Below are 20,364 nucleotides of genomic sequence, written 5' to 3'. Positions count from 1 at the left end.
AATAGAGGCAAGGAACTAATTAAAGTGACTGATTTAGGACGCGGAATATTACACAAAGCAAAGGATAAATTCAACCATTTTCTGACAATATTCACTTTACCGATGCTTGGCATTATAGGTATGATATTGGCTCGACAAAATAGAGCCTCACCGCATAAAAATAATAGTCATAAGAATAAAAAAATGTTTAGAGCCATAGCAGTCCTATTTTTAACTTTCCCCTTGTCAGCCTTGGCTTTAGTCCCACCGGATTATCAAGAGCCCCCGAGCGACTTTACCGCCGAGATTGAAGCCGGTTTTCAACTCAATACGGGTAATACAGAGTCGAGCAGCTTTAACGGCCGGACTAAACTAGTTTACGATACGGAAAAAACGAAGCAAGAGGGCACAGTAAAGGCTTACTTTGCCACCGATGATGAGAAAACCACCTCAGAGAAATACGATATTCAGCTTCAGTCGAGCTATAAACTTAGTGGCGGTTTCGATGGTTATGTCTTCGGTCGCGGCGACTTCACCTTAGATCGCTATGGTAGTTACACCCAAATATCGACCGTATCTACCGGTTATGGTTTCGATGTTATTTCAGATCACAGCACTAAACTCAGTCTGGAAGTCGGTCCAGGTTATCGATATAACATGCCGATAGAGACCGAAGCCGAACCCGATCCGGAACCGAATAGAGACGTGATCCTGCGTACGGCGGTAAAGTTCGAGCAGAAGCTACAGGAATACACCAGCTTGAATGCCGATCTGACCGCCGAAGCCGGTGAAGACAACAGCACCCTCACACTGGATATGAACTACAAGAACACACTGTTTCAAGACTGGGCCTTCAAGATAGGCGTCAACATCAAATACACAGATGTCGTCCCCGAAGGCACCAAGCAGACAGACACCATAACCACGTTCAACTTACTCTACACGTTTCAGTAAAAGGGTCTAGTTATTAGGTGCTAGGACGCTCACAAGCTCACTACTAGAGCGCAGCAAGCTACTGCTAAGTTCTAGGCTCTATAAAAGCCGTCATGCAGAACTTGTATCAGTACCTAGCCCTATCTAATACCTATCAGTATAAATATGTGCTGTTCTACGAAAATAGCAGGGATCACAGTAAATTTTATTACAGATCCTTTTATCCTTGTTCCCATAGTAAGAAATACTTAGCTACACAGATCAAAGATTAAACAGATTAATATTGAAAAAAATCAACTATCTGATAGATATATTCAGTCGCTAGTGTCCTATAAGAATATTGAGCCCTTGTAGGCTCAGGTCTCAACATTCTAGTCACATCAGCTCCCATACTATGATGAATTCAGGAAGAATTATTCAAAATGAACAAGACAATTATAACAATACCCTGCTGTTTATTGCTGCTCTTCACCTCAATGGACACATTAGCCAGCGAACCAGCAACGGCGCCACAGTCCTATATTGCTATTGGTGCTCAGTTCACTGAAGTATCAGCCGACGGTATGAGAAGCTACTTTGGCGATCTATATAATAATGATGTTCAAAAGGATTTACTCGGTTATTACATTGACGCGAAATGGCACTTTCATCAGCACTTTTTTGTACAGGTTAATCATGACGACACCACTCGTTCTTCAACAGATTTAACCCAAAGCTATTTCAATCTAGGTACCTCTGTCTCTTTAACAAAAGACACTCAGTGGTTCAGTTCACTTGGCTATGCCAGTTATAAAGCTGACAGAAGAACATCGAAAGGTGAGCATAGAAAAAATGACGGTCATGGGATATCAGCTGAAACAGGACTGACATTGCAACTAGCCCCTTGGTTTCAAACTCAGCCCAGTTACCGATTTGCCAATTTCGAGCATGGCGGACAACACCAGTTCAATTTGAAGAATCAATTTTTACTTGGCGCACATTCAGCTATTGAACTCAATATATCTTATCGAGACTGGCAACAGCTCGGCGAAATGGGTTATCAACTTGGTTATCGATACCGCTTTTAAGTCATTGTTTATAATCGCAATACGAGTAATTTCGTTCTATCGCAGATTGAGATACTTTATTGTTAGTCATGCTGAATGAACAAAGGTAAATCGAAGAGATTGATGAACAGGTGTAAGTGAGATAGAGGGCTTCGATTTCAGGGATGAAATCGCAGAGCGCCCAGGGATGGGTCTACAGCGTCCCGAGAGATTACTTACACATAAGCGAACCGCAGGTTATTAATAACCAAAAAGGTTAACGTTAAAAAACACCAAGCATCAAAGCAATCGCTGGCCATGAGGCCAAAAACAAAAATGCCGACAGGATTTAAACCCTATCGGCATTCAATAACTCTGACTAACACCTAACGGGCCAGCCAAAGAAAATTATCCTAATCGAATTCGCGATTAACCTAATCTTTGTCGTACAGCCTCAAACAGGCAGATCCCGCTGGCAACCGAGACGTTCAGGCTTGAAACAGACCCTGACATAGGAATCGATGCAATCGAATCGCAACCCTCACGGGTCAGACGACGTAGGCCTTTATCTTCGGCGCCCATGGCGATAGCAAGGGGACCTTTAAGATCTGTCTTGTATAGGTCGCTATCGGCTTCACCCGCTGCGCCAATAATCCAGATCCCTTTATCTTGCAGGCTCTTCATAGTGCGCGCTAGATTGGTCACCTGAAACAGAGGCACAACTTCTGCCGCGCCACATGCCACTTTGCTCACTGTTGGCGTTAAACCTACAGAGTTATCACGAGGAACGATAACGCCGTGTACCCCGGCCGCATCGGCATTACGCAGACAGGCACCCAGGTTATGGGGATCGGTAACACCGTCTAAGATTAGGAAGAAAGGGGTTTCAGTCTTCTCTACCAGTGCCAATAGATCATTATCATTGAGCTGCTTAACGGCTTTAACGCGGGCTAGCACACCTTGGTGTTGTCCATTATCAGACTTTTCATCAAGAACTTTTCGCGCTGATGTTTGCACCGAAACACCATATTCAGCAGCCATCTGAAGTAGCGTAGCTAATCTTTGATCATCGCGGCCAGCCTGCACCCACATTTCGATCACTCGTTCCGGACTGTGCTTAAGTACCGCTTCTACGGCGTGAATTCCGAAGGTGAAATCTTGTTTTTTCATCTATTACTGTCTCTATTACTTGCTTGCTTTGACTTTACGCTTGGCCGAGCTCTTTTTTGCTGAAGACTTTTTTGCCTTCGGCTTCTTAGCTGCCGTTGCTGTTTTAGCGCCGGACTTCTTAGCTCCACCACTTGTACTCGTTTTACCAGAATCTACTCTCTTTTCACCAGAGGCTTTACCCTTCCCGGCTTTTGAGCGAGAACCTCGTCGTTTAGGCTTGTCGCTCTTATCACCCTTGGCCAATTTGGCGCCTTCGGCATTCACTCGCTCACGGGCTGTCATCGGCTTCTTGCCACGGCTTGGACGTTTAGACTTGCCTTCCTCACCCGCCATCATCAGATCGATCTGACGATCATCAAGATTAACACCAGCCACCTTAACCGTTACCGCATCACCAAGTTGATAAACTTGACCCGAGGCTTCACCGACCAGACGCTGGCGCATATTATCATATTGATAGTAATCGCTACCCAGGCTCGAGATATGAACCAAGCCATCGATAAACAGCTTATCTAAACGAACAAACATACCAAAATGTGTCACCGATGCGATAACCGCCTCGAACGTGTCACCAACATGGTCTTGCATAAATTCGCACTTGAGCCAGTCACTCACGTCACGCGTCGCTTCATCGGCGCGGCGCTCTGTAGTCGAACACTCGACGCCTAACAGGTCCAACTCTTCAATCTGGTAGTTGTAGCCACCACCCGGCGTCCACTTCTCTTGTGCCTCACCTTTCTCCTTCGCTAACAGGTAACGAATGACGCGATGCAAGATCAGATCCGGGTAGCGACGAATAGGTGATGTGAAATGAGAGTAAGCTTCCAGGGCTAAACCAAAGTGGCCTTCATTATCCGGCGTGTAGGTTGCTTGGCGCATAGAGCGCAACAACATGATCTGAATAAGCTCGGCATCGGGTCTATCGGCAATCTTTTCCATGATAGCCTGATAATCTTTAGGCGTAGGCTCTAGTCCGCCTTCCATGCTTAAGCCACGCTCTTTCAAGAAATCTTTGAAGTTCGTTAACTTCTGCTCAGATGGCGACTCATGCACACGGTAAAGCACTTCACCTTTGTGTTTTTTCACAAACTTAGCCGAAGCTACGTTGGCTAAAATCATACACTCTTCGATGATCTTATGCGCTTGATTGCGATTACGGGGCACTATGCTGTCAATCTTTCTATCGGCATTGAAAACAAACTGAGTCTCAGTGGTCTCAAATGCGATAGCACCACGTTCGGCGCGAGTCTCATCTAAAGTCAGGTACAAAGACTGCAGTGTCTGAAGATGTGGGAAAATAGGTTTGAGCTTATCACTCACCTCTCCACCTTCGAGCATATCCGCCACTTGGGTATAAGTCAGACGCGCATGGGAGTGCATCACGCCTGGATAGAACTTGTATCCAGATAATTTGCCGGCAGCAGAGATTGTCATCTCGGCGACCATACACAGACGATCGACCTCTGGCATCAAAGAACATAATCCATTCGAGATCTTCTCTGGCAACATAGGGATCACTTGCGATGGGAAGTACACCGAGTTTCCTCGGCTACGTGCTTCCTTATCTAATGCAGATTCTGTGCGCACATAATGGCTCACATCGGCAATCGCTACCCATAAACGCCAGCCACCGCTCTTCTTCTTTTCTGCATAAACCGCATCATCGAAATCACGGGCATCTTCGCCATCGATAGTAACCAGAGGCATGCCTCTGAGATCGACACGGCCCTCTTTGTCCGCTTCAGTCACTTCATCGGGAATAGCACGCAACTTCTTCTCAATCAATCCCGACCAGGTATGGGGTAGATCGTAGTTGCGTAGGGCAATTTCGATCTCCATCCCGGGGGCCATTTGCTGACCTAGCACCTCGGTCACTTTACCTGCCGCTTTAACATAGCGGCCAGGTCGACGAGTGAGCTCTAACACCACAATATCGCCTTGACGGGCCGCATTGCGGTCTTCGTCAGGAATGAGGATCTCTTGGGTAATTCTTCTGTCATCGGCGATAACAAAAGCCATGCCTGAATCTAAATGGAAACGTCCGACGAGAGCGGCCGTTCTCTGCTCGACTAAACGAACGAGTCTGGCTTCACGGCGGCCTTTGCGATCGACACCCGCTTTTTGTGCCAGTACCTTATCGCCGTGGAAATACATCTGCATGTCACGGTTATTAATAAAGAGGTCGTCTCCGCCCTCTTCAAGCTTCAGGAAGCCAAAACCATCTTTATGCCCAATAATAGTCCCGGTTAACAGGTCCATTCTCTCTGGTAAGCCATAGGCTTGCCCGCGGGTAAAGACTAACTGACCATCACGCTCCATAGCGCGCAGGCGACGCCTGAGTGCTTCAAGCTGCTCTTCTCCTTCGATCTTCAGAGCTGCGGCTATACGTTCACGGTTCAGAGGTGATGTTTCAGATCGCAAGTACTCTAAAATAAACTCGCGGCTAGGAATGGGGTTTTCATAATTTTCTTGTTCACGCTTCAAATGCGGATCTTTGATCATTCAATATCTCAAATTTTTTACCCGGAAATTATCCGGGTCATACCAACTGGTATCATTTACGGGATCTCAGGTGCTCCTGTTTTGCCCTAGCTATCGCGCTGGGCGGCATTTTTTGCTCAAGCACCTTCAATAATTCTAAGGCTTTTTTCTTGGTAGCCTCATCACTAAATACATCGTTATACAGCCAGTGATATGCCATTTCATAGTCTCTTGGACTACCATAGCCTTCACCAAACAACCTGACTAACATCAATCGTGCCGGCAGGTCGCCATTGGCTGCTGCGGGCAATACATAATGAATCGCACGCTCTTTATCCTGGATCACAAATTGGCCGTTATGGTAATACTCGGCAATTCTCACCATCGCCTCGGCGCTACCCTGCTCTGCAGAATTTCTTAGCAGAGAGATGCCTCTGGGAGGATTGGCTTTCACACAAATTCCATAATTGAGCATCTCGGCCCATAAGTACTGATAGAGAGGCAATTTCAGTACTTCTGCTCTGGCTTCAATATCCTGAACCAGCTGACAATCATCACCCGTCACTCGGGTGAGATACTGCTTAGTTCGAATAAGCTCAATGAGCTGCTCCTGACTATAGATATCTAACGCCTTCGTTTCAGCCCAGCTCAGCATGGGTGATAGCGAAAACATTGCAACCAATAGATATCTTAGTACGGTTCTTATTGAACCTTTTAGCACTTCTCGCAACATGGATTCTCTCAACGACAAATTCATAAACATAAGTAGTGATCAGACAGGATACTCATAGTTTAAATTAAACATTCTGTCTCATTAATACTTGATCTCATCGGCAGTATAACGCATTTCTTGAGAACTACTGAATTTGAGTCAGTAAAAGGTACCCAATAAAAAGGCCGCTTAACGCGGCCCCTATTATTAACTAAACGGATTCACCAGAATCATGGTCTCGTTTCTATCGGGACCCGTAGAGATAATATCGATTGGCGTTTCTAACAGCTCTTCGAGGCGCTTAATGTAGTTCAATGCCGCTTGAGGCAGTTGCTCTACCGAAGTCGCACCAAAAGTAGTTTCGCTCCAACCAGGCATAGTTTCCAATACCGGTGTTACCTGCTCATAGCCTTCGGCTGCAAGCGGCGTCACTGTAGCAATGCTACCATCTGGATACTGGTAACCAACACAGATCTTAACTTCTTTCAGACCATCCAGTACATCTAGCTTAGTCAGGCAGAAACCGCTTACGCTGTTGATCTGTACAGCACGTTTCATCGCAACTGCATCTAACCAACCTGGACGACGCTTACGACCCGTAGTCGCACCGAACTCATGACCCTTAGTACCTAAGTAGTCACCAATTTCGTCTTCCAACTCTGTTGGGAAAGGACCTGCACCAACACGAGTGGTGTAAGCCTTCATGATACCTAAGACGTAGTCCAGGTGACGTGGGCCAAATCCTGAACCTGTCGCAACGCCACCGGCAGTAGTGTTTGATGAGGTTACAAAAGGATAAGTACCATGGTCGATATCAAGCAATGTACCCTGTGCACCTTCAAACAAAATAGGCTCACCCGCTTTACGAGCGGTATCAAGCAGCTCAGTGACGTCGGTGCACATGCTCTTCAGGTAATCGGCGATTGCAAGCGCATCTTTCAATGTCTTTTCATAAGACACTTCTTCGCACTTGTAGTACTCAGTTAGCATGAAGTTGTGATAAGACATCACTTCTTTCAGCTTCTCTGCGAATAGCTCTGCATCAAACAGATCGCCAACACGAAGACCACGGCGTGAAACCTTGTCTTCATAAGCAGGACCGATACCACGTCCGGTTGTACCAATAGCATTATTACCGCGCGCTTTCTCACGGGCAACATCTAGAGCACAATGGAATGGAAGGATGAGTGGACACGCTTCAGAGATAAGTAGACGCTCCTCAACAGGAACTCCACGCCCTTTAAGCATGTTAATCTCAGTCATCAGAGCGTCAGGTGCCAGCACCACGCCATTACCGATAATGCATTTTACATTATCACGTAAGATCCCTGATGGAATAAGATGAAGAACGGTTTTGTCGCCATCGATAACCAGAGTATGACCCGCATTGTGGCCACCTTGATATCGAACGACATATTTTGCCTGTTCGGTAAGTAGATCGACTATCTTACCCTTTCCTTCGTCACCCCATTGGGTGCCGAGAACTACGACGTTTTTGCCCATTATTTGCTGCACGGTAGTGGTTAAAACGGGATTTTAGCAGATCTATAGGGGCGGTAGGCAAGTATTTTATGAAAAAATAATCAACAAAACGATACCAGCGGTTACTAATCCACCACCCAAACGCTGTAGAAGTTGCTGATTTTGATTTGAAATTTCTTTCAAGTATGCCCTCCAACGATTAGGAAATAAAAGTGGCCCAATTCCTTCAATAATAAGCACGATTCCCAGCGCTATCATGATTAACTGCAATGACATAATTATGTGTTTCCATTCCAGAACGATCGATTAAGTTATACCGATTGGTATTATACCAATTGCATTAAATAATTAACCAATTCAGAGCCCCTCAGGATTTTCAATTCAAGGCGCATTGATGAGGAAGTGGTTATTCCCTTTTAAGTCAATGCAAAGCAGAAGTGGGAAGTCTGAGGGACTCACGTAGTGCGAGTTTCAAAGCCCTTTATGCTGCACTGGATGCTTTCGATATAGAATAACTATTAGCTTCAATCATCCTACTTGCCTACAGAGCTTTGAATTCTCGCTGAATGGTCAGGTACTTAATGCAATTGGTATTAGCTTAACAAAAGATATGAAAAAAACAGAGGAGTAATAAAAGTTTTAAATTTCAGGCAATAAAAAACCCAGCAAAAGCTGGGTTTTTTGTATTCTGAAAGCGAAATATTAACGCTTTGAGAACTGTGGCTTACGACGTGCTTTACGTAGACCAACTTTCTTACGCTCAACTTTACGAGCATCACGGGTAACAAAACCAGCAGCACGTAGAGATGGACGTAGTGACTCATCAAGTTCCATCAATGCACGGGTAATACCGTGACGAATAGCACCTGCTTGGCCAGTGTTACCACCACCCTTAACAGTTACAAAGATGTCTAACTTGTCAGTCATTTCAACTAGCTCAAGTGGCTGACGAACAACCATACGAGAAGTTTCACGACCAAAATATTGATCTAGAGGAAGTTTGTTAACAACGATGTTACCAGTTCCCACTTTCGCGAATACGCGAGCTGTAGATGTTTTGCGACGGCCTGTGCCGTAGTACTGAGTTGCAGCCATTAGCTTAATCCCGTTTAGATATCAAGAACTTGAGGTTGTTGTGCAGCGTGGTTATGTTCTGTACCAGCGTAAACTTTAAGTTTACGGAACATGGCACGTCCTAAAGGACCTTTAGGTAACATACCCTTAACTGCTTTCTCGATAATCATTTCAGGCTTATGGTCTTGCAGCTTTTCAAAAGTGATTTGCTTAATACCACCGATGAAACCCGAATGCGAGTAGTACACTTTGCCTTTTGCTTTATTACCAGTAACAGTAACTTTCTCAGCGTTGATAACGATGATGTAGTCGCCGGTATCGACATGAGGCGTATACTCTGGCTTATGCTTACCACGTAGACGTGATGCAATTTCAGTAGCGATACGACCTAAAGTTTTACCTTCGGCGTCAACAACAAACCACTCGCGAGTGACTGTCTCTGGTGTAGCAGTAAAAGTAGTCTTCATTTTACAAAAACCCAATGTTAAATTCTGTCTCACATGTTATTACCATTATTGGTAAATAACACAAATAGTGCCATTCCCCGCCCCTTCGAGCAAAGAATTAGGCTTTACAACATCCATCATATCGATGGAGTAACGAGGGCAGGTGGCGGATTATAGTCAAAGCTGAGCTAAAAATCACCTAATTTTTATTAAATTTATCAGCTTTCTCAGTGTATCCACCCAATAAGCGCTAAATCGGCTAAAAACAGAGGAAAAGAGTCTGATTATGGCAGATGTTCTAAGGCCAGATAATCATGAGATTGCATTTCAGTCAGTCTGGATCGGCACCGCCTAAACTCGAAATCCAGCAGGCCCTTACTATAAATGGCCTCTAACGACACTTCGGCCGATATGATCAGCTTTACATTGCGCTCATAAAACTCATCTACCATGGCTAAAAATCGACGGGCAATATCATCACCCGTTTGCTTGTCACCCATCAGTTCAACGCCACTGAGCAGCACAGTGTGATAAAGGCAGGCGATCTCCATATAATCTCTTTGACTTCTGGGGCCATCACAGAGCTCCCTAAAATTAGCAAGCAATACTCCCTGAGCTTGCTTCCTGATAGCAATATTTCTCCCGTCCACTTCGATATCAGTAGTAGACACCTCAGACTCCGGAGCCAGCTTATCGAAATAGGAGAGTAGATTCTCATCGGCCTCAGCATCGAGTGGAAAATGATAGATCTCCGCCTGCTCGAGTGTTCGTAGACGATAATCGATTCCCGAGTCTACATTGAGGATCTGGCAATGCTTATTGATTAATGCAATAGCAGGCAGGAATCGCGCTCTCTGTAAACCATTCCTGTATAGCTCGTCGGGAATGATATTTGATGTAGCGACCAAAGCGACGCCCTCTTTGAAGAGAGCCTGAAAGAGAGTGCCGAGTAACATTGCATCGGTAATATCGGAGACAAAGAACTCATCGAAACAGATCACTTGATATTGCTCAGACATCTGCTTAGCAATAATCAATAAGGGATCCCTCTGCCCTTTCAAACCGTCGAGATCGATATGGATTTGATGCATGAAACGGTGAAAGTGGGCCCGTAATTTTTTATCACCTGGCAAAGAATCAAAGAAGGTGTCCATCAGGTATGTCTTACCGCGCCCGACGCCTCCCCATAGATAGAGCCCCTGAACCAGTTGAGGTTTGGTACCCAGCAGAGAGGAGAGCTTACCGAATACACCAGGCTTCGAATTCACCAGCTGCAATTCATCATATACTCGTTGCAAGCTTTTTACGGCTTGTTCCTGCGCAGTATCATGAGAGAAGTCGGCTCGGCTTAAATCTTGCTGGTAATGTTGCCATGGAGTTAGATCAGACACGTGAAATATTCTCTTTTATCCTCAAATGAACCACTATCTCGACACCGCTGCTCTGCAGAATTCGGCTGGTCAGAAATAACAGACTCCAAGGTAGTTATTGTTATTAGGGCCTGTTTATCTAGTACCCAGTTGGTATAAGAAAGTGACCCTCAAGAACTCTTAACAAGACCCCTTAATAAGAACTCTTCACAGGAGGTATTCACCTACAAATTCCAGCCCCTTCCAAGCGCTTAAGAGACAAAAGCTCACGCTACGAATAGGCTATAGCTATATACCCAAGTCACTTCTCGACATGCCGAATCCTGCATTTCGAGGTTGTTTGGGTATATATGGTATCATGCCGATAATCACCAATGTACTAAGTTTTATTAGTCATGTTTTATTAGTCATGTTCGATTTTCGAACAGCGAGGAGTGTTATATGGAATGGCCATTAGTCATTGCAACTTTTGTATTAGGCATCGTCTTAGGCTACGTAGGCAGGACTATCGTCGCGCGCAATAATGAGTCAAGCAGTAAAGATAAGGTATTGGAGCAGACTCGTTTAGAGTTAGGTCAACATAAACAAGAGGTCACCGATCATTTCGAGGGGCACTATAAGCAACTGGCCGAACTAACCGAGCAATTAAACAGGGTCAACAGACAATGGAATGAAGCGGCTAACACCTTAGCTCCCAAAAGCAAGACTAAGGCACTGCCAACCTTTAGTGCAAAGGAGACCGTGGATACGCTATCTAGTCAGACTGATGAGCAACTCGATACCGACGACGTCATCATCGTAAACCAAAATAATTAACCTTTGTTAATAATCATGAACTTTCATCCTATGCTTAGGGTCGGAATCAGTAACAATTGATCTTTAATATCTCTTGAAATGACAATGAACGAGTAATACATCTTCAAGAGATCATAAATCCATTTCCGATATTGGAGCCATGAATAGATGAAAACAAAATTAAGCTTACTTTCTGCAGCTATCCTGACTGCCTCGCTTACTATGATGCCAGCGATATCCCAAGCTGCGATTCCGATGGCCGTCGGTGGACAGAGTGTCCCTAGCCTTGCCCCTATGTTAGAGCGCACAACACCTGCCGTTGTCGCCGTTGCGGTATCGGGAACTCATGTTTCTAAGAAAAAAATCCCCGACGCCTTCCGCTACTTCTTTGGTCCTAATGCGCCTCAAGAACAAGTTCAAGAGCGGCCTTTCCGTGGATTGGGTTCGGGCGTCATTATTGATGCTAAAAAAGGGTATATCGTCACCAACAATCATGTGATCGACGGTGCCGATGAGATCCTTATCGGACTTCATGACGGACGTGAAGTCGAGGCAAAACTTATCGGCACAGATTCTGAGTCAGATATTGCTTTACTACAGATAAAAGCTAAAAACCTGGTTGCAGTAAAACGCGCTGACTCAGATGAACTTAGAGTCGGTGATTTTGCAGTCGCTATCGGTAACCCATTTGGTCTGGGACAGACAGTCACATCAGGCATAGTGAGTGCAATGGGCCGCTCGGGACTGGGTATCGAGATGCTTGAAAACTTCATTCAAACCGATGCCGCAATCAACAGCGGTAACTCGGGTGGTGCACTGGTTAATCTCAATGGGGATCTGATCGGGATCAATACCGCTATCGTGGCTCCCGGAGGCGGCAATGTTGGAATTGGGTTTGCTATACCTGCCAATATGGTCAACAACTTAGTCGATCAAATTATTGAACACGGCGAAGTCCGTCGGGGTGTACTCGGCGTTTCCGGAAGAGACCTGACCAGTGAACTCGCTCAAGGCTTTGGTCTGGATACCCAACATGGCGGCTTTGTCGATCAGGTTATGACAGATAGTGCCGCCGATAAGGCTGGCATCAAGGCCGGTGATATCATCACCAGTGTCAATGGTCGTAAGATTAAGAGCTTCCAGGAATTGAGGGCTAAAGTCGCCACTATGGGGGCTGGTGCAGAAGTAGAATTTGGCTTAATTCGAGACGGAGATGAAAAGAACGTTACCGCGATCTTAGGTGAAGCGAGCAAGACGACAGAAGCTGCGGCTGGTGCCGTTCACCCAATGCTTGCCGGGGCGACACTGGGAAACAGCGATGATGGTGTTGAGATCACTGATATCGCTCAAAACTCTCCAGCCGCTGCCAGCGGATTACAAAAAGGAGACGTCATTGTCGGAGTTAACCGCTCTTCAATTGACGATCTGAAATCACTTAAGGCAACACTTAAAGATCAGCAAGGCACCGTTGCACTTAAAATTAAACGTGAGAAAAGCAACCTATACCTTGTATTAAGGTAATCCATGTTAACTCAGGGGGAGCACGCCAGCTCCCCTGCTATCGTCTTAGTCGAGATAACATGAAGGGAGCAGTCCCTTCATGCTAATTGTGGCTAATCATGTTAATCTAGCTCAAATTTTATCTACATCCTCCTAATATGGCTCTCAAAGACACACTATTATATGTCGGCAAGGCAGTTATTTTTGGCCTGATAATGGCTGCAGTCTTTCTGTTTGTGACTCCACTGTTGACTAACAAGGACGCATCGAACCTTTTTATCCAGAAGCGTGGTGATAATGGCTTCGAGCTTTCATTTTCTAAGGCTGTGCGCCGGGCAGCTCCTGCTGTTGTCAACATATATAGCTTAAGTGTCAACCGTAACCAGCCGCTTAACACAGGTTCACTTCAAGGCTTGGGCTCTGGCGTGATCATGAGCAATGAAGGCTACATTCTCACTAACTATCATGTAATAAAAAATGCCGATGAAATCGTCGTCGCATTGCAAGATGGTCGAAAATTCACCTCAGAAGTCGTAGGCTCAGATTCGATAACCGACCTTGCCGTACTTAAAATTGAGGGGGGCAACCTGCCTATCGTCCCTATAAACCTGGATGTACCGGCCTTAGTTGGTGATGTCGTTCTGGCCATCGGCAACCCTTATAACCTTGGCCAAACCATCACACAGGGTATTATCAGTGCGACCGGACGCAATGGTTTGAGTTCCGGCTATCTTGATTTCCTACAAACCGATGCCGCAATTAATGCGGGGAATTCCGGTGGTGCACTGATCGATACCAGTGGTCAGCTTATTGGCATCAATACAGCGGCATTTCAGGTTGGCGAAGAAGGTGGAGGACATGGCATCAATTTCGCAATCCCGATTAAGCTTGCTCACAGCATTATGGGTAAACTGATCAAAGATGGTCGCGTCATACGTGGAGCCTTAGGTATTACAGGTGAACCCATCAGCTCTGTGATGGCTCAGATATTAAACCTTCCGGATCTAACCGGAGTGATGATCACCGGCGTAGACCCTCAGGGGCCAGCGGCGCAAGCACAACTCGCTCCAAGAGATGTTATCACCAAGTATGAAGGTGAAGTCGTACCGGGAGTCGAAATGCTAATGGATAGAATTGCCGAAACAACACCCGGCAAGCAGATAACGATGACTATCATCCGTAAAGGTAAATACTACGAAGTCCCTGTCACTATCGGTGAGAACCTCTCCGCGGATGAGCAGTAAGAAGAGCGGTAATAGTTAATCATATTGGCTGCCATTCGTCACTTGAGTGGCAGCGTTAACCTTCAAAATTCCCCTTAGAACCCTCCTTAGTTCAGATACTCAAGCCACCCTAAAACTATCCTTTTCTGGCAAGAGGGTAACATCTTTTAAAGCTAAGATTTGTGCTCAGTCGTTTTTAACAGTCCAACCCAAAACGCTAATTCAAACAGTACTCCTAACAGCATGAAAGTTATTGCCCCACTTGAGAAGCTTGCTGCATAACAAGCCAGCGCACCGCCAAGCAGCACAACTAATACAACAATCCTTAGCCATATATTCATAGATAAATCCCTCTAAACACTTGTATGTTCCTATAGATTAACCGAGTCGGGACAGATAAATAATTAATAATGTTTCATTATGCATGTTCATATCAGGGGGCAAGTTAGTGGCTCGTAGCTCGAAGCCCTTTAACATTCGCGGCTAAAGCCGCTCCTACATGGGGAATGTCGTAGCTCGTAGCGAACATTAGTCTATCAAGCAGTGGGTGGGAGAAGGTAAACAATAAAAAAAGCCACTCCGATTATTAATTGGAGTGGCTTGATGGGCAAGGGACTAAATTAACAGACTCTTATAATTATAGTGACTTACAGATGAATCTTAGGTAGTGCTACAGCTCTCTCATTATAGTCAGTGTGACAATTACCACAGGTGAACTCAGCGGTTGCCCAAGGCATTTGGAACTTACCATCTTCAGTGAACTGCTTCGCTGCCGGGTCTAGGTCGATAGTGAACAAGTGAGACTTCACATCACCAAATACCACACCTGATTCACCTTGTCTTGGCGCTGTCTTAACCGCACTCTTAGCGAGCTTAGGCATATGACAGTCAGTACATTCTGCTGCCTTGTGACTAGCTGCTGCCCATGTATTCTGAGCAAACTCTTTCTCACCAAGGCCACTGGCATTGTGACAATCTGTACACGCTTTAACCGCTCCAGTGTGCAGGCCATCAGCACTATCAGCATTCAAGGTAGACTTATGAGAATCATGACAAGAGGAACACGCCATAGAGCTCTTAGGACCAATTTCATCACCCGCTTTATAAGTACCATGGTCTTCCGGAACAACACCTAACATTTCATCGCCAGTTTGGTGATGCTTTGATAAGCCGCCTTTAGAGATGATTCGTCCACCCACTTTACTGCCGTTAGGGAACGCGTCGTTATAATGGCTAACAAATGATGGGTAATCTTTCTCACCATCACGAGTATGACACTCGGCGCACGTTACAGCTTTACCGTAGCCCATATCATCGGCTAAGAAATCATCGGTAGTACGTGCAACCGCAAGCTTAGTGATATTGTCTTTTGAAGGAGACTTAACATGGAAACTACCCGCGCCATGGCAAGATTCACACTGAACACCTTGCTCTGCGAAGGTACCATTCATGCCAGGAAGGTCATCTTGACGGTCTGGGTTACGGGTATCGCCACCAGCTACATCTGTAGTGCGCTTCCAGCCAGTTGTATGACAGTTACCACAGCTATATTTGTAATCGAACTCGGTAGTCTTGTAATCGCCCATAACATCGGGATCTGTTGGGTGATTATCAGGAATATTCAACTCACCTTCGGCATTACGAATGTTATATTGAACATTTTGACCGGTGACGATGTAGCCATCTTTGTCTAACCAACGCATTTTCCAACCGTAACCACCAACAGTATAAGAGACCTCATCGTAACTCGTTGGCGCACCCAAAGTATTATTTTCAGTTGCATCAACTAACAAGTCGATAGCACCAGTGATGGTTGCTGCTGGGGTGTACGGGAATACTGGAGCATCATTCCCTGGGTTTTTCATAATCTTGAAGTTGTGACCTGTCTTAGCAAAGGATGCGTGATTGTCACCATGACAGCCTGCACAAGCCGCAGAACCCACATACGCAAGTACTTCTGGCTCAGGAATGACCGCAGCTTCAACGGTCACAGTCACTTCACCCGTCGCCTCATCGGTGCCATCTGTAATGGTATAGTTAAACTTCACTTCGCCGGCGGTTGCACCTGCTGTGAAGTCAATTTTCCCAGCGTTAATCACTGCGCTATCAGAGTCGACGGATACGATTGATAAGGTATCACCATCTGCATCGGTATCGTTGGCTAATACATCAATGGTCACCACTTCTGATACTGTTACCGTAGCGGCATCAGCAACGACAACGGGGGCGTTATTCACAGGTAGCGTGATGTCATCATTATCATTATCACTACCACAAGCAACCAACATGGTTATCATGCTGGCAAGTGCTAGTTTTTTATAGGGAATTTGTACGTTCATAAGTTCATCCTCACTTGGCTTTTTGGTATCGCCAACATTGCAGGGAGGGCGATTAATATGTCTCTTTGGACATGTATCCAGTATTGAGGAGATACCCCGAAAGGGATAGATAAGGGGAATTCACAACCAGATAAAAGTTGTGAACTATAGTTATCAGGAGTTTATTAACCAGTTGTTTTAATGAGAATTTAGAAGTTAGGACAAGTTATGGTGTTGTAAAACAAATTGACCTGTATTTGTCAAAATGTAGATCTTCCTCTCGTTTTGCATAACGAGCCCGGCTTTCTTGAGCTGACGCAGATGAAAATTAAACTTTGTATGATCTTCCACTCCAACCAAACGACACAGATCCATAAATTTCAATTCTTTATGGCAACCCAGTGATTTTAACGTTTCACGTCGCAGCGGGTTAGCTAATGCGGCGTAGACGCTATCGGAGTCGATATCAGAACTCGATTTCAGTAGCTGCTTTTCGGCGATACTACGCCGTATGGTCATAACGAGATCGACACTCTTAAACGGCTTAGTCAGCACACTGTCGGCCCCTTTCTTCATCGCATCCACCGCAGTGTCGACGGTGGCGTAGGCCGTGACAATCACCACAGCCATAAAAGGATTTTCCTGTCTCAGATTCGAAATGGCCTCAACACCCGTCATTCCGGACATCACCAGATCCATTAATGCGATATCAAAAGAGTGGCTTTGACAGGCAAAGATGGCATCCTCGGCGCTGGGAACGGCGATCACATCGAAACCTTCAAGCTCGAGAATATCGACCATATTTGTGCGAAGATCCTCATCATCCTCTGCAATTAACACTCGCGTCATCCACCACCCCTTAAAAAACGGACACTTATTTCAGATGCAAAACCATATCAAATTTCAAAGATAACGTCCTGTCCGACCTCAAGTTATTGAGAAGACTCTGATGTTTGACTCATACGTTCAATATCTACGCATAAAAACAACAAACAGCTTGTAAAACAGTTAATTGAATACTTAACTACCTGCTATCAAGAAACACATTCAGATCTCAAGAAACGCATTTCGATTCTAGTTCCACGCCCAAGCTCACTTTTAATGGTCATCTCGCCCTGATGTAGTGTGACAATCTGCTCACAGATCGCCAAACCAAGCCCTGTCCCCTGACCTATTGGCTTGGTTGAATAGAAGAGCTCAGTTGCTCTGGACTGACTTTCACTGTCCATCCCAGTCCCCCAATCCTCAACAGATAACATGACATGTTTCTCCGACTCACTAGCCACGATGGAGATGTCACTACCGGACTGCGTTGCATCTATGGCGTTGGTGAGTAGGTTAATCAGCAACTCCTCCAATTTAACCTTCTGCCCCATCATGGTGATCCCTTCATCACAATCAATATTGATCCTGTGTCCATGATGCTTATGTGACAAGAGATGGATGGAGGCCTTAATGACTTCGGGCAAAGAGACGATAGAGGCATTCCCTGTTGCAGGGCGTGCGTAGGCGAGTAACTCTTTACTGATCTCTGAGGCGCGCTCGATGCCTAAACTGATACGCTCGATATACTTGAGTTGCTGTTCATCAAACTCGGGTGATTTTCGCTGCAGAATATCCAGCGCTAACGTCGATGAAGCTAAGGGGTTATTGATCTCATGAGCCATCCCCATGGCCAAATGACCTATCGCCTTATATTTATCGGCTTCGATAGCACGTTTAAGCTTTGCTTCGGTTGCCAGCTCCTTCTCAATATCGAAAACCTTCAATGCCTTAAACAGGGTGATAAGAATCAATGCACCAGCCAAGGTTCTAAATACGGGAACACTATGGTGTAGATCAGTTGGGACTAATCCCGACAGCACCCCATAGCAAAGCAGACCAACGCCCGTAGCGATAAAGTAACTGCCATATTCATGCTGCTCCTTCATCAGGTTATAGCCATATAATGCAATCCCGATTGCGGCTAACAAAGCACTGCCGAAACCCAGAAATAGTCGGGTGTAAAATGTTGCTTCCAAAAAAGTGTTATCGGCGAGATAGATAGCGTGCGAGTAGTAAACAACCGTCACTAAGTACGCTAAACACATCACGATGACCACACTCTGTCCAACCTTAGCGACCCACTTGGAGCCGATACCAAACAATAACCAGGCAAACACCATCAAAGATGCATAGGATAGAAACAGCTTTAAGAGCCTGAGCCACTCGGCCATCATGTGATACTTACCGGGAATATCCCCGCTAAATTCCAGAAGGTATAGCTCTGACCATTCGTGAAAAGCATGGGAGAAGCCAAACAGTGCCAGGGCCCAGAGGATTGGCGCAATTTTAAGTTGGCTATATTTAAAATTTCGAAACACAACCACACAGCCTATAGAAAAAAAGACCAGGCCATAGAAGAGATAAATATTAAAGGTGATAAATGTCGGCATAGTCTGAACTTACCACAAAAAGCTTAAAATCATAGTGATCTAATACTAATCGATATAAAGATGTGATCGCTCAGCGAGAATTCAGCGGCAATAAAAAAGCCATCGATGAGATCATCAATGGCTTTAGATTAAACAGCAAAAAAATCAGGTTATTTAGTGCGCTCTACGTGCCCGCCTAATCCTTTAAACTTGTTTTCTATATGCTCATAACCGCGGTCCAGATGATAGATTCTATCCACGATCGTCGTACCATCGGCCACGAGTCCGGCGATAACTAAGCTGGCGGATGCCCTCAAATCGGTCGCCATCACCTGTGCTCCATTGAGTCTTTCAATTCCCTGGATGATGCAGGTATTGCCCTCTAGTTCCATGTTAGCGCCCATACGGATCAACTCAGGAACGTGCATAAAGCGATTTTCGAAAATTGTTTCGGTAATCGTCGACGTCCCTTCGGCTAATACGTTTAACAGGCAGAACTGTGCCTGCATATCCGTCGGGAAACCGGGATAGGGAACCGTTTTGATATTCACAGCCTTTGGACGCTTACCTTGCATATCCAGCTCGATCCAATCACTGCCGGTTGTAATGCTCGCTCCCGCATCTTCAAGCTTAGCCAATACGGCTTCAAGAGTAGAGGGGTCGGCATCAACACAACGTATCTTGCCACGAGTTACCGCAGCAGCGATTAAGAAGCTACCCGTCTCGATTCTGTCTGGCATAACACGGTAATGACAACCCTTCAGAGATTCAACACCTTGAATACGAATCGAGTCAGTGCCGGCACCTTCAATTTTGGCACCCATGGCGATCAAACAGTTCGCTAAGTCGATAACTTCAGGCTCACGGGCTGCGTTCTCGATGATGGTCTCACCATCGGCAAGTGTGGCGGCCATCAATAAGTTTTCGGTTGCGCCGACACTGATCATATCCATAAAGATATGCGCACCTTTTAATCGGCCATCGACACGAGCCTTAATATAACCCTCTTCGACTTCGATTTTAGCACCCATCTGCTCTAGACCATGTAGATGCAGGTTGACCGGGCGTGCACCGATGGCACAACCGCCAGGCAATGACACGTCGGCAGTGCCAAAGCGAGCCAACAGGGGACCTAGAATAAGGATTGACGCTCGCATCGTTTTAACCAGATCATAAGGCGCACAAAAATGATCCAGCGAGGTCGTAGAGATACGCACTTCACTGTTATCACTGCGACTGACTTCGGCGCCAAGGCAACGAAGAAGTTCACAACTGGTATTTACATCTCGTAGATCGGGTACATTAGTAACAACAAAATCGGTTTCAGCTAAGACACCTGCCATCAAGATAGGCAATGCAGCATTCTTTGCACCCGATATAACAACATTACCGGCAAGCGCTTCGCTCGCCTCAATTTTTAATTTATCCACTTTCGCTCTCAG

18 protein-coding genes are annotated in these 20,364 nt (G+C 45.6%); 5 read left to right on the top strand and 13 right to left on the bottom strand.

From position 1 onward, the window contains the following. The first annotated feature begins 183 nt into the window (after positions 1-183). Both EKG38_RS01690 and EKG38_RS01685 read left to right on the top strand, forming a co-directional pair. On the top strand, positions 184-933 hold the full coding sequence (locus EKG38_RS01690) for a DUF481 domain-containing protein (protein ID WP_126518078.1): 750 nt from the start codon (positions 184-186) through the stop codon (positions 931-933). A gap of 401 nt (positions 934-1,334) precedes the next feature. Then, complete coding sequence (locus EKG38_RS01685; protein ID WP_126518076.1) at positions 1,335-1,979, top strand: hypothetical protein; 645 nt, start codon at positions 1,335-1,337, stop codon at positions 1,977-1,979. A gap of 387 nt (positions 1,980-2,366) precedes the next feature. Here the strand turns inward: EKG38_RS01685 and rlmB are convergent, their stop codons facing one another. From rlmB to zapE, 8 genes are all read right to left on the bottom strand, one after another. After that, complete coding sequence (gene rlmB, locus EKG38_RS01680; RefSeq protein ID WP_126518075.1) at positions 2,367-3,107, bottom strand: 23S rRNA (guanosine(2251)-2'-O)-methyltransferase RlmB; 741 nt, start codon at positions 3,105-3,107, stop codon at positions 2,367-2,369. Between the two features lie 15 nt (positions 3,108-3,122). After that, positions 3,123-5,609, bottom strand: a complete 2,487-nt coding sequence (gene rnr / locus EKG38_RS01675) for a ribonuclease R (RefSeq protein WP_126518073.1) — start codon at positions 5,607-5,609, stop codon at positions 3,123-3,125. A gap of 52 nt (positions 5,610-5,661) precedes the next feature. Further along, positions 5,662-6,321: a tetratricopeptide repeat protein gene (locus EKG38_RS01670; protein WP_281276934.1), complete on the bottom strand. Its 660-nt coding sequence runs from the start codon at positions 6,319-6,321 to the stop codon at positions 5,662-5,664. Positions 6,322-6,507: 186 nt separating this feature from the next. Beyond that, complete coding sequence (locus tag EKG38_RS01665; RefSeq protein ID WP_126518071.1) at positions 6,508-7,803, bottom strand: adenylosuccinate synthase; 1,296 nt, start codon at positions 7,801-7,803, stop codon at positions 6,508-6,510. Positions 7,804-7,869: 66 nt separating this feature from the next. Then, a complete protein-coding gene (locus tag EKG38_RS01660) occupies positions 7,870-8,058 on the bottom strand; it encodes a DUF2065 domain-containing protein (RefSeq protein ID WP_126508167.1) in 189 nt (62 codons plus the stop codon). 426 nt (positions 8,059-8,484) lie between these two features. Continuing rightward, positions 8,485-8,877, bottom strand: a complete 393-nt coding sequence (gene rpsI / locus EKG38_RS01655; protein ID WP_126518070.1) for a 30S ribosomal protein S9 — start codon at positions 8,875-8,877, stop codon at positions 8,485-8,487. A gap of 14 nt (positions 8,878-8,891) precedes the next feature. Further along, positions 8,892-9,323, bottom strand: a complete 432-nt coding sequence (rplM, locus tag EKG38_RS01650) for a 50S ribosomal protein L13 (protein ID WP_012141095.1) — start codon at positions 9,321-9,323, stop codon at positions 8,892-8,894. A gap of 263 nt (positions 9,324-9,586) precedes the next feature. Continuing rightward, positions 9,587-10,693 carry a cell division protein ZapE gene (gene zapE, locus EKG38_RS01645; protein WP_126518068.1) on the bottom strand — a complete coding sequence of 369 codons (1,107 nt, stop codon included), beginning with the start codon at positions 10,691-10,693 and terminating at the stop codon, positions 9,587-9,589. Between the two features lie 420 nt (positions 10,694-11,113). On the opposite strand from zapE, the gene EKG38_RS01640 reads away from it, so the two are divergent. From EKG38_RS01640 to degS, 3 genes are all read left to right on the top strand, one after another. After that, positions 11,114-11,488 (top strand): ZapG family protein, encoded by a 375-nt coding sequence (locus EKG38_RS01640; RefSeq protein WP_126518066.1) that lies wholly within the window; start codon positions 11,114-11,116, stop codon positions 11,486-11,488. A gap of 147 nt (positions 11,489-11,635) precedes the next feature. Then, entirely contained in the window at positions 11,636-12,988 is a 1,353-nt protein-coding gene (gene degQ, locus EKG38_RS01635) for a Do family serine endopeptidase DegQ (RefSeq protein ID WP_126518064.1), read from the top strand. A 137-nt stretch (positions 12,989-13,125) separates the two neighbouring features. After that, on the top strand, positions 13,126-14,211 hold the full coding sequence (gene degS / locus EKG38_RS01630; protein WP_126518062.1) for an outer membrane-stress sensor serine endopeptidase DegS: 1,086 nt from the start codon (positions 13,126-13,128) through the stop codon (positions 14,209-14,211). Positions 14,212-14,363: 152 nt separating this feature from the next. On the opposite strand, the gene EKG38_RS24855 is transcribed toward degS, so the two are convergent. The 5 genes from EKG38_RS24855 to murA form a co-directional block, all read right to left on the bottom strand. After that, positions 14,364-14,531, bottom strand: coding sequence for a hypothetical protein (locus EKG38_RS24855; protein WP_185826750.1), 168 nt, complete (start codon positions 14,529-14,531; stop codon positions 14,364-14,366). Between the two features lie 306 nt (positions 14,532-14,837). Beyond that, positions 14,838-16,529 carry an Ig-like domain-containing protein gene (locus tag EKG38_RS01625; RefSeq protein WP_126518060.1) on the bottom strand — a complete coding sequence of 564 codons (1,692 nt, stop codon included), beginning with the start codon at positions 16,527-16,529 and terminating at the stop codon, positions 14,838-14,840. 195 nt (positions 16,530-16,724) lie between these two features. After that, complete coding sequence (locus EKG38_RS01620; RefSeq protein WP_126518058.1) at positions 16,725-17,357, bottom strand: response regulator; 633 nt, start codon at positions 17,355-17,357, stop codon at positions 16,725-16,727. A 185-nt stretch (positions 17,358-17,542) separates the two neighbouring features. Next, positions 17,543-18,943: a sensor histidine kinase gene (locus EKG38_RS01615; RefSeq protein WP_126518056.1), complete on the bottom strand. Its 1,401-nt coding sequence runs from the start codon at positions 18,941-18,943 to the stop codon at positions 17,543-17,545. A gap of 149 nt (positions 18,944-19,092) precedes the next feature. Continuing rightward, on the bottom strand, positions 19,093-20,352 hold the full coding sequence (murA, locus tag EKG38_RS01610) for a UDP-N-acetylglucosamine 1-carboxyvinyltransferase (RefSeq protein ID WP_126518054.1): 1,260 nt from the start codon (positions 20,350-20,352) through the stop codon (positions 19,093-19,095). Positions 20,353-20,364: the final 12 nt, after the last annotated feature.

This window comes from Shewanella canadensis (assembly GCF_003966225.1).
GTDB lineage: Bacteria > Pseudomonadota > Gammaproteobacteria > Enterobacterales > Shewanellaceae > Shewanella > Shewanella canadensis.
The sequence above is the reverse complement of the archived record's forward strand: the minus strand, read 5'-3'. Positions and strand labels throughout refer to the sequence as shown.